Origin of the sequence: Pseudochrobactrum saccharolyticum (assembly GCF_008801715.1) — a bacterium.
Lineage (GTDB): Bacteria > Pseudomonadota > Alphaproteobacteria > Rhizobiales > Rhizobiaceae > Pseudochrobactrum > Pseudochrobactrum saccharolyticum.
In genome coordinates, this window is sequence record NZ_VZPG01000001.1 from 16,504 (window position 1) to 30,678 (window position 14,175).

Below are 14,175 nucleotides of genomic sequence, written 5' to 3' on the forward strand. Positions count from 1 at the left end.
GAAGATCAGAACTGATGGATCAGATGAATATCATCCGGCTCCAGAGCATATAGTTTCTGATCCGGCTGTTCTATCGGATGGCCGCCCTGATGCAGATAAAACTCGACCGTATGCCGCGTTGAGGTTGAAGAAATATAGAACCCTTCCGCACCCTGCTCTTTGACAATTTGCATAGATTTCCGGTAGAGGCGCGAGGCTAATCCGCGCCCGCGCCAATCATGACTGACATGCAAAAATGACAACTGCCGATATTGCGGATAATCCGTAACCGGCCGCGCATCAACAACAGCCACCGCAACCAGTTTTCCTCCCGCAAAAGCACCGGTAAATGTGCCGCCATGATCGTAACATTCCAGCAAGATCGGCGTGTAGAGCTCAGGCTCTCCTTCCGGCCAGTCGCGTGTATCATAAAACTCTGAATGTAACTGCAAGCGGCCGTCAGTGAAACGGTAGACTTCCTGAACAATCTCGCGCCGCTCAATCTGCCAGACTGATACCACCTCGTCGCGTGTAAGCGGACGTATCTCTATAGTTTGCATTCAGACCTCGCTCTGTTGTCATGCGAGCATTATTCCGCTGCAACTCTGGTATCAACCTTTACGATAACCGACATACCTGGCATCAGACGTTCGACCTGCTCCTGCCCGCCATCAATAGCAATGCGAACCGGCAGCCGCTGCGTTACCTTGATAAAATTCCCTGTCGCATTATCCGCTTTCAGAACACTGAATTCCGAGCCTGTTGCCGGAGAAAAAGCTTCGATATGACCGATCATTTTCTCATGGTTTAATGCATCCACAGTGAATGTCACCGGTAGTCCGGCTTTCATACCGTAAAACTGCGTCTCTTTAAAATTGGCAATGATCCACTTTTTATCAGGCACCAGATTTGTCAGCTGTGCACCAATATTGACATATTGCCCCGGCTTCGCACCGATTTCCCCAAGCACACCATCCTGAGGCGCAATAATTTTTGTATTGCTCAGATCAATTCTGGCCAGATCAACTGCAGCTTCTGCATTTGTCACAGCCGCTTCGAGAGAATGCCTGCGAACAATGATGGATTGTACATCCTGTTTATTGACTTCCAGCGCAGCCTCAGCCTGACTGACAGCACCGCGCGCCTGTTCCAAAGCAGATAAAGACTGGTCTTCATTGCTCTGGGTCATCACCCCGCTTTTACGCAAAGGTGTCACGCGGTTATAATTCGCCTCGGCCACATTCAACGCCACTTTCGCAGTGTTCAGCACTGCTTCGCCGGAGCGTGTCCGTGCCTTTGCGGCTAAACGATCCTGCTCAGAATTTGCTAAAGATGCTTTTTGCGTTTCCAGCATGGCCTCAGCCTGTTTCAGCTTCTGCACATAGATGCGGTCATCCAGCGCAAATAACACATCACCTTTTTTCACACGCAGATAATCGCGCTCCGGCACTTGCTTGATATAACCTGCCAGCTGAGGGCTGATAATTGTGACCTGCCCGCGGACATAGGCGTTTTCTGTCATCTGCACGGAGGAGCGAAATGGCGGCAGCTGCCAGGCATAAAGGATGAACAATACGCCGCAGAGACCAATAGCCAGAATAAACAATGTTGCCGAATTACGAAAAATCTTCTGCATTTCAGATACTCACAAATCAAAATCTACTTATGCGGGCTGCGCAATTGCGCGCCCGTGAATCAAGCGCCAAAGTTTCCCGATTACGGGGAAAACAGCGCGACGGATAATCAGAATGGCCAAAGTCAGCGCGGCGATAGCGGATACAAGCAGAAACAGATCATTATAGGAGAGCACAGTTGCTTCCTTCGCGATCTGCTGGCCAAGCAGCATCGCACCTTCAGCCTGAATATAGGCAGGATCAGTGATAACCTTCGATATGGCTGCCGATAGCTGCGAGATACGCAAGGTCACCAGAGGATCAGTCAGTACAATCTGGTCATAAAGCGCACGCATATGATGCTGCTGCCGCCATGTTACAAAGCTGCCGAAGACTGCGGAGCCAAACAGCCCGCCCACACTCTGCGTGAAAATGAAAATCACAATAAAGCTGGTAATATAAGCTGGTCCGTTTTTCAGTGCACTCATCAAGCCCGCCGCCATGGCAGGCGGTAAGAACAAGGCTCCGCCGAATGAAATCATCGCCTGACTGAGATACATCATTTCAGGACGGGTCAGATTATTGGCATGACCATCCATGAAGGCACCGGTCATAATCAATATCAGCGCAACTGCATAAATATAGGCCTCACGTCCCGGACGGATAACCATCGCGCAACTGATACCGCCCATAAACGAGCTGATAATCAGAACCCAGTAAAGGCCGGTGCTTTGCTCATTATAAATGCCGAGCGCCTGAAACATACCCGTGGCACCCGCTGTCTGCTCCGATAGCACCAGACGAAACACCAGCAACATGCCGGTAAAAGTCAGCGTCTGCCTGCTGGTCAGCCAGCGGATATTAATCAGCGGATTTTCACGGTTGAATTCAATCGCTGCAGCCAATGCCAGAGCAGCAAAAGCAACCGCGAGACAGATGCCGATCCACGGTGCCTCAAGCCACCAGTATAAACGACCGACAACCAGCATCATCGCCAAAAGTCCGAAACCGGTTGCAATCAGCGGATAGCTGATGAAATCCAGTTTTTCGAGCACTTTCTGATGCGGGATCGGTGTCAGCTTGAGTGTATAGACCGTTGCAAAGCACAGCATCGCCAGACCGATTTCCAGCATATAAAGCTGCTGCCACAGACCGGCATCCAGCAATATAGGAGAAATAATGCGCGACAGCGGTGCACCAAGTGTCGTGCAGGTCAAAGCAAGACACAGCCCCCAGCTCATTTTCTTGCTCGGGGGAAATGCTTCAAGCATATAGAAAAAGCCGAGCGTCGACATCGGCGATGCTGCAGCCCCGGAAAAGAACCGCACAATCAATGCCGAGTTCAGGTCATGGATAAACCAGTGCAGTGATGTAACCACCACAAATGTCAGCAGCCCCAGTTCTGTGAAACGGCGCAACCCGTATTGCGTGCGGATTTTCATCAGGAACAATGTCAGGCTGACATTCGGCGCCATATAAGCAGCAAGCAGCCATGTTGTTTCCGCAGTCGTAGCGCCAAGTCCGCCCTGTATTTGCGGAATATTGACTGCAACCATATTCAGACCAATGCCCTGTGTGATCCACATCAACAGAGATGCACACACAAAAGCAGCAGAAAGCAGAAACGGTTTTGCCGGTGGTACAGGCGGAGCCGCAGGAGCCTGCGGGGCATCAGATGCAGGAGCTTCCACCGCTTCCTCAACAAGCGCCGGTTTCACCGACTGTTGTGAGGCGGAAGGCACAGCTTCAGCTGATGGCTTTTCCGTTTCCTGCACACCGGCTTTTGCCGGATGCAGCACTGCATCGGCATCATCTCCGGCCTCTTCAGGCTCATCCTTTCCGGTCACTCTTATATCTGCCATGATAAAATCAGCTGATTGCTTCCATATTCTTCAAAATTACCCGCATAATGCGTAAGCCCTCATCCAGATCGGCCTCGCTCAAATCCTGAAGAATGCGGATGCGCAATTGCTCAGCGACAACGTGCAACTCTTCCACCTGATCATGTGCCGCTTCGGTCAGAATGATGTGCTTGGCGCGTCTGTCGCCCTCCACGGCACGTCGCGTGACCAGCCCCTGCTTTTCCAGCCCGTCAATGAGGCGCACCAGTGTCGGTGTTTCAATTTCCAATGCCGCAGCCAGTTCTGTCTGCGTCATGCATTCATGGGTTGAAAGCAAAAACAACGTGCGGGCACGGGACAATGTCATGTCGTGCTCTTTGGCGAATGCATCAAATAAAGTGCGCAGCTTGCGCCCCGCCACGGACATATCCGTGAGCAAATCAGCACGTTTCTGTATGATTGCAGGTTTCATGAGCACACACATAGGTAGGAAGCTAACAATTATTAAGCTATATAATTTTATTTAAAGCATTTTGCAACCCGATATGCGCGATAAGCGTTTACTCATCACTGTATTTAAGGTGGACAAACATCAGACAGTCGGGTTCACATGCCCTTATCCGCAAGCAAATCATTTCATAACGAGGACAAATATGGCGTTCAGCTCCACCAAACTCATTCAATCTGCTGTGATTTCTGCAGGATTAATGCTCGCAGGATTCAGCACCGCCAATGCTGCGGAATCCGGAATTTACGGCAACTGGATTACAGAGCGCATTCAGGGACATAAAGTGCATGCAAAAGTGCAATCCACCCTTGATATTGCGCAGGATGGCAAAATTTCCGGCAGTGGCGGCTGCAATCGCTATATGGGCGGCATGGAAATTAAAGGCGATAAAGTAAAAGTGCAGCCGGTTGGCGCAACACTGATGGCCTGCCCGCCGCCTATGATGCAGCAGGATTCCAAATTTCACGCCGCACTTAATCTGGTCACAAGCTGGAAACTCAGCAAAAACAAACTGATCCTGATTGATTCAAAAAATCGTGAAGTGCTTCGTCTGAAGCGTGTCTGAGACCATAAAAACAAAAACGGGGCGGTTTACACCACCCCGTTTTCCTAAAGTCAGAAACTATCTTTAGCGCACCTGATCGAGCAGGCGTTTGCATTCCAGCAAATCGAAAAGCGCTTCCTGCAACAAAGTGCGGTTGTCTTTATTCAGGCGTTTGGAATCAGCGCCCATCGGCCCCTCTTCATCACCGCGCAGCAGGCCGAATAATTTACGGCCGCCTGAAGACTGGCGCTGTTCTTCCGGATCATAATCATCAATCGCCGCATCCTGCGCAGCTGTCGCCTGCTTCTGACGCGTTATCGCCTCAACAGCAGCAACATCTCCATTGCCGAGCGCAATGATGAATTGTGCATTATTTTCACGCAGCAAACGCTGCACACCTTTGATTGTATAGCCCTGATCATAGAGCAGATGACGGATGCCCTTAAGCAATTCCACATCCAGCGGACGGTAATAACGGCGTCCGCCGCCGCGTTTCATCGGCTTGATCTGGGTAAAGCGCGTCTCCCAGAAACGCAGCACATGTTGCGGCAAATCCAGATCTTCCGCCACCTCACTGATCGTCTTAAACGCATCAGGACTTTTATTCATGTACTGCCCCTTTCCGGTCGTAAAGGAGTATCACTCAAACGATACACAACTTGAATGAATCACATTTCCTGCAAAAACAAGGCATTCCGCATATAAACATATAAAAAACAGGCCTATCTCTGACAAAAAAGTCGAGAATCCGGTTCTGACCGCGGCACTTTGTTCGGCATTTATAATGATTCTTATTATCACCTACCATAATGCAAAAATCGCAGGCTGCATAATGCCTTAAGCGGAAAACCTATCAAGGTTAAAAATCCGTATCACTCACGGCACAGAGACAGGCCCTGATCCGCCATAACATGCGCAGAAAGTAAAACACCGGCCACATATGCAGCCGGTGCTTCAAAATCGGAAGCCTTTAAGTAAGGCAGATAATCAGGCCTTGGCCTTATTACCCTGACGGGCAAGATGCTGATCCAGAATACGCTGTTTCAGCACATTTGATGCTTTGAAGGTCATAACCCGACGCGGCAGAATTGGAACTTCTTCACCGGTTTTCGGATTACGGCCAATGCGCTCATTCTTGTCGCGGACCTGAAATGTTGCAAAAGATGAAAGCTTAACAGTTTCACCATTCACAATGGCATCACAGACTTCGTCAAGAATCATTTCAACAAGCGACGCAGATTCCGTACGTGAAAGCCCTACCTTGCGATAGACAGCTTCAGCCAGATCGGCACGCGTGACAGTCTTACCCCCCATGATGAACCTACTCGGCTAGCGTTAAAGGTGATAATATCTTGTATGTGCAACAGGTTACACAGATGCAACGCCGATGGTCAAGCAGACTTTTGTACCGTATGAAACTTCTTTTCAGTCAATAAGCCATTGAAATGCTGTTTGAGTGCCCTACCAGCGCAGCAAAACCGCCCCCCAGGTAAAGCCGCCGCCCATTGCTTCAAGCAAAATAAGGTCGCCTTTTTTGATACGGCCGTCTTTTACTGCGGTCGCCAGAGCCAGCGGCACGGAAGCTGCTGATGTGTTGCCGTGCTGATCGACGGTGATCACAACCTTATGCTCTGCAATGTTCAGCTTCTTGGCAGAGGCATCAATAATGCGCTTATTGGCCTGATGCGGAACGAACCAGTCAATATCCTCAGCGCTCAGGCCGGTGGTTGCAAATGAGGCTTCGATCACATCAGTAATCATGCCCACCGCATGTTTGAAAACTTCACGGCCTTCCATACGCAGATGACCGACTGTCCCGGTTGTTGAAGGGCCGCCATCAACATAGAGTTTTTCTTTATGGGAACCATCGGAACGCAGGTTGGCTGTCAGCACACCGCGATCGGAGGTCAGACCATTGCCCTCACCGGCTTCGAGAACCAGCGCACCAGCTCCGTCACCAAACAATACGCAGGTAGTGCGGTCTTTCCAGTCGAGAAGACGCGAGAAAGTTTCAGCACCGATCACCAGCACGCGCTTGGCCATGCCGCTCTTGATATACATGTCAGCCGTTGTCACCGCATAGACGAAACCGCTGCACACAGCCTGCATATCAAAGGCAAAGCCGTGCTTCATGCCCAGTGCATTCTGAATTTCTACAGCACTGGCCGGAAATGTATGATTTGGTGTGGAGGTTGCCAGAATGATGAGATCAATATCATCCGCAGTCAGGCCGGCATTTTCCAGAGCAGCCTGTGCGGCTTTGGTGCCGAGAGATACGGTCGTTTCATTCTCCGCAGCAATATAACGCTGACGAATACCTGTACGCTGAACGATCCATTCGTCAGATGTTTCGACAATCCCTTCCAGCTCGGCATTTTTTACAACGCGTTCCGGTGTGGCTGCACCAATGCCTTTAACGACGGATCTGATCATCAGTAATTTTCCTGTCTGACATATCGGGCATCTGGCGCAAAGCAAGCCATCCGACGACACCGGATACATATATTGATATTGTGCGTGCTCGTCCGGCGAGACACATGCGTGAATTTATCGCCGGATAATTGCAATATAGTGTCAGTCATTACAAATGCCTGAACGGAAAGCAATGACTGACAGAATAAACGCTTATATGGAAATCATATAAGGCGAATTTACGATAGAGCGGCTTACGTTCAGATTACCTCACAGCACTCGCTCTAGATTCTTTAGTTTGTCGCATTGTCACTTTCGTCAAGTTGATCCAATTTGACTGTGAAATGCTCTAAATTAAAGGATCAGGCCGGTTTTGCAGTTGCGTCTGCCGTATCGCCGGTCACTTCAGCATCATCAGCTTTGTAATGGCTGTAAAATGTGGTCAGATCCGCCTCGATCTTTTGCATAAGACCATTGCGCACCATGTCATAACCCACCTCAATCGCCGAACAGAAACCGTCAACATTAGCGCCGCCGTGGCTTTTAATAACCACACCGTTGAGACCGAGAAACACACCGCCATTGACCTTGTTCGGATCCATCTTTTCCCTAAGGCGATTAAATGCGCCTTTGGCAAAAATATAACCGATCCTCGCCATCCATGTACGACTCATCGCACCACGCAGATAGGCCGCAATCTGTTTGGCAGTACCTTCGGCAGTTTTCAGAGCGATATTGCCGGAAAAACCTTCCGTCACAACAACATCGACTGTGCCTTTGCCGATATCATCGCCCTCGACAAAACCGTTATATTCAAAACCCGGCAGCGGTGTTGCCTTCAAAGCAGCGCCCGCTTCCTTGATTGCATCCAGACCTTTGACTTCCTCAACACCAACATTGAGCAGACCGACAGTCGGGCGCTTAATTTCAAACAAGGCGCGTGCCATACCGGCACCCATCACCGAATAATCAATCAGCTGACGGGCATCGGCGCCAATACTCGCACCCACGTCCAGTACAATGCTTTCGCCACGCGTGGTCGGCCAGATCGCCGCAATCGCCGGACGTTCAATATTAGCCATCATACGCAGGCAGAATTTCGCCATTGCCATCAGTGCGCCGGTATTGCCTGCGGATACACAAACATCGGCTTCGCCGTTTTTCACCGCTTCAATCGCCTGCCACATCGTGGATTTGCCGCGACCATTGCGCAAAGCCTGACTAGGCTTATCGTCCATCTGCACCGCGGTTTCGCTGATATGCAGCACCGATACAGCTTTCAGTTTAGGAAATTTATCCAGAAAAGGTTCGACCTGGCCTGCTAAGCCATAAAAAACAAACCGGATGTCAGGATGACGCTCCAGTGCATTCGCCGCAGCGGGGATAACCACTTCAGGGCCAAAATCGCCCCCCATAGCGTCAATAGAAATTGTGACCACTTGATCGTCCTATACCGGTCCTCACAAAACCACACGGGTTTGCCATAAAGGCTGCCTGTCCGGCATGATTTAAATGTATATTCCGCGCCCGCAAAGCAAACGTGAATATCTTCGTCTTTTTCATCTGCGAAGTTGCAGCCCTATACAGCACTGCAACCCGCCCTGAATTTTGCAAAATAACTTTTTTGCCTGCGCACACAACTTATTTTTAATTTTGGCACGCAGACACCATTCCGCGAAACGGCAGCTCCCACAGCATGTTTTTGAATATAAAGCACTTTACAGGCTTTGACTATTCAAATCACGCGAAGCATCCGCTGTTTAAAAACAGAATCTCAGTTTTTGTCACGCAGCTTGGCCAGACCAGCAAAAGGCGAATCCGGCTTGATATCGCTTGCGGCTTCATCTTCGTCATCTTCGATAATTTCGACATATTCCGCCTCGGCTTTACGCGGATAAGGATCAATCGCCAGTTCAAAGAATTCTTCAGCCACAGCGCCGATATCAATGCGGTCACCTTCAAAAGTTTCCGGCATATCCGGACCTTCGGCATCAATCAGCATTTCACCGCTTTCATCCAGACGAATACGGGCAAGGCGGGAGTTTTCCGGTACGAAAACCGTATCCACTTCTTCACTGATCGTTGCATTGATCGGCTCAAGCGTCGCAACGCAAGCCTGCACGATCTGCGCTTCAATATGACCGCGCAGTTTAATGCCGTCTTTCTTCCAACGTGTAATCAGAAAATCTGCCGTGAATGAATCAACCGACAGCAATTCATGATTGGCAGCCAGAAGAGCACGCTCTTTCTCATTGGCTTCGATCTTAACGGTCATGCCCTTAGGCGGCACATGCGCCACCGGCACCGGATGGCTTAAGCCCGCATTGCCCGACCCGTTATGTTTAGTCATGATAAGTCCATTTCGTTTCAACGCCGGTGCAATACCGGCATTTGTATTTGTATTATTTATGCAAAGCTGAAGCTTGCTTCAAGGAAGCTGCTGTCCGGCTGCTCACGTAAATGCGCATAAACCTGCATCACATAAGCGGCCATTGTCTCACTATGCTCCCATTCTTTACCGGCCTCGGTCAGATCCGGACGCACATTACGGCCGAGAGCGACAGCCAATGCCGCGCTGTCATTCTTGTCGATTGCCTCAGCATAGCTCAGTACACGGCCATAATACATGCGCGCCAGTTTTTTCATGCGCTTCGGCACGCCCTGATCGCCGATACCAAGCTCACGCAGGGAATGGTCGACATCTTTGAAGAACTCTTCGGCAATGTCCTGCGTCAGTTCTTTCAGTGCCGGATCTTCAGATTTCAGCCGGTGCATCAGCAAAAACACATGTAAAGACAGCATTTCATAGCGGCCGATCGGCGTATCGGGCACAAGAAACTCCGCGTAAAAGCGTTTTTGTCGTGCTGCCGCCACGATTTTCTCATAAGCAGACAGTGTAATTGCTTCATTTACTCGGGATTTGCGTCTTAATAAATTAAGAATCATCATTTAACGCCCATGCTTTTGTTGCATCCGGATGCAAGGTGGTTTACCCAAGTTCATCTGGATACGGAAGTACCGTTGGGATAATGGTTATGGAGATGTCGTCGTTGCAGCGTATTTTCGCACAAAACCGCAGCAGAAGCTTGCTCATTACAGGCGCAGCCGTGCTTTTTTCGCTCGGGCTTGCCGGTTGCAATACCGCAAGCACGCTCAATCCTTCAGAAACTTTGACTGAAGGTTACGTCCTTGATGAACAGGCACTTGATTCTGTTCCTGTCGGTTCCAGCCGTGAGCAGGTTCTGCTAACGCTCGGCACCCCGTCAACAACTGCTACATTTGATAATGAAGTCTTCTACTATATTTCGCAGAAGCGTTATCGTGTTGCGCAGTTCATGGCGCCTAAAATCATCGACCGCCGCATTCTTGCTGTTTACTTCAACAAGGATGGTAAAGTCTCTCAGATCGCCCATTATGGTCTGCAGGATGGTAAAGTCTTCGACTTCATCTCCCGCACAACACCAACCGGCGGTAAAGATCAGAGCTTTATCGGTCAGCTTATTCAGGGCGTTGGCAAAATGCCGACCTCCCTGCCGGGCACGATCTAAACTATTTCTGCATGATTGCAGTGATGAGAACAAAAACGCCGGTGAGAATATCTCACCGGCGTTTTTCTTTACCTGCACGCTTTACTGATGCGCCAGTACGGCCAGCAGCAGCAATGCCACAATATTGGTGATCTTGATTGCCGGATTGACCGCCGGCCCTGCCGTATCCTTATAAGGATCGCCGACAGTATCACCGGTGACCGAAGCTTTATGCGCTTCCGAACCCTTCATATGCTTCACACCATCGGCATCGGTGAAGCCATCTTCAAAGCTCTTCTTGGCATTATCCCATGCGCCGCCACCGGAGGTCATGGAAATCGCCACAAACAATCCGTTGACAATCACACCGAGCAGAGAAGCACCGAGCGCCGCGAAAGCAGAAGCCTTGGAACCGGAGATCAGCAATACGCCGAAATAAACCACCAATGGCGCCAGTACCGGCAGCAATGACGGGATAATCATCTCGCGGATCGCAGCTTTGGTCAGAATATCCACCGCACGGGCATAATCTGGCCGTTCCGTACCGCTCATGATACCCGGCTTTTCACGGAACTGACGGCGTACTTCCTGCACCACCGATCCCGCAGCACGTCCAACTGCCGTCATGGCGATACCGCCAAATAAGTAGGGAATCAGACCGCCGAAGATCAGCCCTGCAACCACATAAGGGTTGGAAAGATCAAAAGAGACTGGCCCCATATCACTGAAATACGGATAGTTCTGACTATTTGCTGCAAAGAATGCCAGATCATTGGAATAGGCTGCAAACAGCACCAAGGCACCAAGACCGGCTGAGCCAATCGCATAGCCTTTGGTTACCGCCTTGGTGGTATTGCCTACCGCATCCAGCGCATCTGTTGCCTTGCGCACTTCCGGATCAAGCCCCGCCATTTCCGCAATACCACCGGCATTGTCCGTTACAGGGCCAAAGGCGTCGAGTGCTACGATCATACCGGCAATGCCGAGCATCGCTGTTACCGCAACCGCCGTACCGAACAATCCGGCCAGCTGATAGGTGGTAATGATACCGAATACGATAACAATCGCAGGCAGTGCCGTTGATTCCAGTGACACAGCCAGTCCCTGAATGACATTGGTGCCATGTCCGCTGACAGAGGCCTGCGCAATAGAATTAACCGGACGCTTATTTGTGCCGGTATAATATTCCGTAATCACCACGATCAGACCGGTGACAATCAGACCAATCAGCCCGCAAATGAACAGGTTTGTACCGGTGATGGAAATACCGGCAACAGTACCGACCTCTCCCCAGCCGATAGTCAGTGTGGTTGCTACTGCAAGCCCCACCACAGACAGCAGACCGGTTGCAATCAGCCCCTTATACAAAGCCCCCATAATGGAGTTATCCGTCCCGAGCCGCACAAAGAATGTACCGGCAACGGATGTGAGAATGCAAAGCCCGCAAATAGCCAGCGGATAGAGAATGATTACTGGCAGCAATGGCGTACCGGCAAAGAAGATTGCCGCCAGCACCATGGTTGCCACCACGGTTACCGCATAGGTCTCAAACAAATCCGCAGCCATACCGGCGCAGTCACCAACATTATCGCCGACATTATCGGCAATGGTTGCCGGATTGCGCGGATCATCTTCAGGAATACCGGCTTCAACCTTGCCGACCAGATCGCCGCCGACATCGGCACCCTTGGTGAAAATACCGCCGCCAAGACGCGCGAAGATGGAAATAAGCGAAGCACCGAAGCCAAGTGCTACCAAGGCATCAATCACCACACGGTCACCGGAAGCATAGCCCATCATCGCCGTGAGCCATGTGTAATAACCGGCAACACCAAGCAGTGCCAAACCTGCCACCAGCATACCTGTGACTGCACCGGCACGGAAGGCAATCTCCAGTCCGCCTGCCAGACTCATCCAAGCCGCCTGCGCTGTGCGCACATTGGCGCGCACGGAGACATGCATCCCGATAAAGCCCGCCACGCCGGACAAAACCGCCCCGATCAGAAAGCCGAAAGCCGCATAGGCACCCAGCAACCACCATGTAATGAGAAAAACCACCGCACCGACGAAAAAGATCGTCATATACTGGCGTGCAAGATAGGCTTGTGCACCCTCGCGGATTGCTCCTGCAATTTCCTGCATCCGCGCATTACCCGCATCCGATGCCAATACCGAGCGGATTGCCCAGCCTGCATAGACCAGTGCGAGAATGCCACAAATAAGAATGAGTATGAGAACTGCCATGCGTATTCCCCTTATTCTTCGGCCTTTATAATTCCGGAATGAGAACCGGATTATCTCCCGATAACGGAGGACGGCATGGAGCAAGGTACAGCAGTCATTTAAAGCGCGAAGTGCGCTTCTGAAAATGCTCACAGTCTGTTCAGACAGCAACAGAGGGCAGTTATTTCAGTTCAGAGTCCGGCAGTTTGATTTACCCCATAATCCTGCTCTGAAATCTCTCAGTCTTCAGGATTATGTTTCGTTCAGCATCTGTCTGATCAGCATGCTTCAGGCTTGTCTTCCGGTATTCTGTGCGCAGGATGCGAAAGCCTGTAACAAAGGTCAAGTGCCTGTTTTAAAAACGGTAACAGCGCAAGTACCGGCAATATAAAAAAGCCGGCACAATATTGTACCGGCTCTGATGGCTTTAAAATGCATCGCAAAGGCAATCACCTCTGCCAAACACCGTCAGCGCGGCGTTTTTCTGGTTCCGCGGCTCTCGCCACGAATTTCGAATGCCAGACGATCCAGCACAGCATTGACGAGTTTCGGCTCATCTTCTTCGTAAAAAGCCTTGGCAATATCTACATATTCCGAGACGATAACGGCTGTCGGCACTTCTTTTTTAGTGCGCAATTCCCAGATACCCGCACGCAAAATCGCACGCAGGGTCGAATCAAGGCGCGACAGCGGCCAGTCTTCGGTCAGCGACTGGCGGATCATCGGATCCAGCACACGCTGGTCGGCAACCACACCGGCAATAATGGCGCGGAACCATTGAGGGTCAGCTTCCAGATACTGATCGCCGTCAATATCTTTGCCGAGGCGGAAATTTTCATATTCAGCAGCAATGTCCAGCACGCCGGTGCCGGTGACTTCCATCTGATACAGTGCCTGAACGGCAGCAAGGCGTGCAACGCCTCGCTTATTGGCGGTGCGCGGCGCATTCTGCGGCGTCGCATGAGGGGCGGTCATATCAGACTCCAAATTTTTTCTGTAAATCAATCATCGTCAGGGCAGCGCGCGCTGCAAAACCGCCCTTGTCTTTTTCACTGCGTTTGGCGCGGGCCCAGGCCTGCTCTTCATTTTCAACAGTGAGAATGCCATTACCGATCGCAATGCTTTCCGCCACAGACAGGTCTGTCAATGCGCGGGAGGATTCATTGGCAACGATTTCAAAATGATAGGTCTCGCCGCGAATGACTGTGCCAAGCGCAACATAACCATCATATTCTGTGCCGCCACCGGCCTCAGCATCAAGAGCGAAAGAGATAGCCGCAGGAACTTCAAGAGCGCCCATGACCGTCACAATATCATAAGTCGCACCGGCTTCATCCAGCGCCGCTTTGGCACCATCCAGAAGCGCGTCAGAAAGCGCATCGTAAAAACGGGCTTCAACAATCAGAATATGCGGCGGATAGGCCAGATTTCCGGTCATCTCATTCTCCATAATCAGCTGCCTTTAAAGCAATCGAATCCACGACGACCAGAGCGGTTTATCTGAAACTGCCACAGGTCAAGAACACTG

Annotated in this window: 15 protein-coding genes; 2 read left to right on the forward strand and 13 right to left on the reverse strand. The window is 50.8% G+C overall.

Translation table 11 applies throughout. The features are described from left to right. Positions 1 to 5: 5 nt before the first annotated feature. The 4 genes from F7P81_RS00160 to F7P81_RS00175 form a co-directional block, all read right to left on the reverse strand. Positions 6 to 539, reverse strand: coding sequence for a GNAT family N-acetyltransferase (locus tag F7P81_RS00160; RefSeq protein ID WP_151157933.1), 534 nt, complete (start codon positions 537 to 539; stop codon positions 6 to 8). A 29-nt stretch (positions 540 to 568) separates the two neighbouring features. Continuing rightward, entirely contained in the window at positions 569 to 1,615 is a 1,047-nt protein-coding gene (locus F7P81_RS00165; protein ID WP_151157935.1) for an HlyD family secretion protein, read from the reverse strand. A 27-nt stretch (positions 1,616 to 1,642) separates the two neighbouring features. Beyond that, entirely contained in the window at positions 1,643 to 3,178 is a 1,536-nt protein-coding gene (locus F7P81_RS00170) for an MFS transporter (RefSeq protein WP_151158917.1), read from the reverse strand. 283 nt (positions 3,179 to 3,461) lie between these two features. Then, positions 3,462 to 3,905 (reverse strand): MarR family winged helix-turn-helix transcriptional regulator, encoded by a 444-nt coding sequence (locus tag F7P81_RS00175; RefSeq protein WP_246176004.1) that lies wholly within the window; start codon positions 3,903 to 3,905, stop codon positions 3,462 to 3,464. A gap of 181 nt (positions 3,906 to 4,086) precedes the next feature. Here F7P81_RS00175 and F7P81_RS00180 point away from each other — a divergent pair, with 181 nt between their 5' ends. Beyond that, positions 4,087 to 4,506, forward strand: a complete 420-nt coding sequence (locus F7P81_RS00180) for an META domain-containing protein (protein WP_170265196.1) — start codon at positions 4,087 to 4,089, stop codon at positions 4,504 to 4,506. Positions 4,507 to 4,569: 63 nt separating this feature from the next. On the opposite strand, the gene F7P81_RS00185 is transcribed toward F7P81_RS00180, so the two are convergent. From F7P81_RS00185 to F7P81_RS00210, 6 genes are all read right to left on the reverse strand, one after another. Beyond that, positions 4,570 to 5,094: a MerR family transcriptional regulator gene (locus tag F7P81_RS00185; RefSeq protein ID WP_022710774.1), complete on the reverse strand. Its 525-nt coding sequence runs from the start codon at positions 5,092 to 5,094 to the stop codon at positions 4,570 to 4,572. A 378-nt stretch (positions 5,095 to 5,472) separates the two neighbouring features. Further along, on the reverse strand, positions 5,473 to 5,799 hold the full coding sequence (locus F7P81_RS00190; protein WP_022710773.1) for an integration host factor subunit alpha: 327 nt from the start codon (positions 5,797 to 5,799) through the stop codon (positions 5,473 to 5,475). A gap of 147 nt (positions 5,800 to 5,946) precedes the next feature. After that, positions 5,947 to 6,918 (reverse strand): beta-ketoacyl-ACP synthase III, encoded by a 972-nt coding sequence (locus F7P81_RS00195; RefSeq protein ID WP_151157939.1) that lies wholly within the window; start codon positions 6,916 to 6,918, stop codon positions 5,947 to 5,949. A 341-nt stretch (positions 6,919 to 7,259) separates the two neighbouring features. After that, a complete protein-coding gene (gene plsX, locus F7P81_RS00200) occupies positions 7,260 to 8,336 on the reverse strand; it encodes a phosphate acyltransferase PlsX (protein WP_121992771.1) in 1,077 nt (358 codons plus the stop codon). A 335-nt stretch (positions 8,337 to 8,671) separates the two neighbouring features. Continuing rightward, on the reverse strand, positions 8,672 to 9,247 hold the full coding sequence (locus F7P81_RS00205) for a DUF177 domain-containing protein (protein ID WP_151157941.1): 576 nt from the start codon (positions 9,245 to 9,247) through the stop codon (positions 8,672 to 8,674). Between the two features lie 56 nt (positions 9,248 to 9,303). Then, positions 9,304 to 9,843 carry a ubiquinol-cytochrome C chaperone family protein gene (locus F7P81_RS00210; RefSeq protein WP_151158919.1) on the reverse strand — a complete coding sequence of 180 codons (540 nt, stop codon included), beginning with the start codon at positions 9,841 to 9,843 and terminating at the stop codon, positions 9,304 to 9,306. A gap of 89 nt (positions 9,844 to 9,932) precedes the next feature. Here F7P81_RS00210 and F7P81_RS00215 point away from each other — a divergent pair, with 89 nt between their 5' ends. Further along, positions 9,933 to 10,445, forward strand: coding sequence for an outer membrane protein assembly factor BamE (locus tag F7P81_RS00215; protein WP_075655863.1), 513 nt, complete (start codon positions 9,933 to 9,935; stop codon positions 10,443 to 10,445). Positions 10,446 to 10,526: 81 nt separating this feature from the next. Here F7P81_RS00215 and F7P81_RS00220 read toward each other — a convergent pair whose 3' ends face one another. The 3 genes from F7P81_RS00220 to F7P81_RS00230 all read right to left on the reverse strand — a co-directional run bounded on the left by F7P81_RS00220 (position 10,527) and on the right by F7P81_RS00230 (position 14,085). Beyond that, on the reverse strand, positions 10,527 to 12,668 hold the full coding sequence (locus F7P81_RS00220; protein ID WP_151157943.1) for a sodium-translocating pyrophosphatase: 2,142 nt from the start codon (positions 12,666 to 12,668) through the stop codon (positions 10,527 to 10,529). 447 nt (positions 12,669 to 13,115) lie between these two features. Further along, positions 13,116 to 13,622, reverse strand: a complete 507-nt coding sequence (gene nusB / locus F7P81_RS00225) for a transcription antitermination factor NusB (RefSeq protein WP_075655648.1) — start codon at positions 13,620 to 13,622, stop codon at positions 13,116 to 13,118. 1 nt (position 13,623) lies between these two features. Continuing rightward, positions 13,624 to 14,085 carry a 6,7-dimethyl-8-ribityllumazine synthase gene (locus tag F7P81_RS00230; RefSeq protein ID WP_028233523.1) on the reverse strand — a complete coding sequence of 154 codons (462 nt, stop codon included), beginning with the start codon at positions 14,083 to 14,085 and terminating at the stop codon, positions 13,624 to 13,626. Between the last annotated feature and the right edge of the window lie 90 nt (positions 14,086 to 14,175).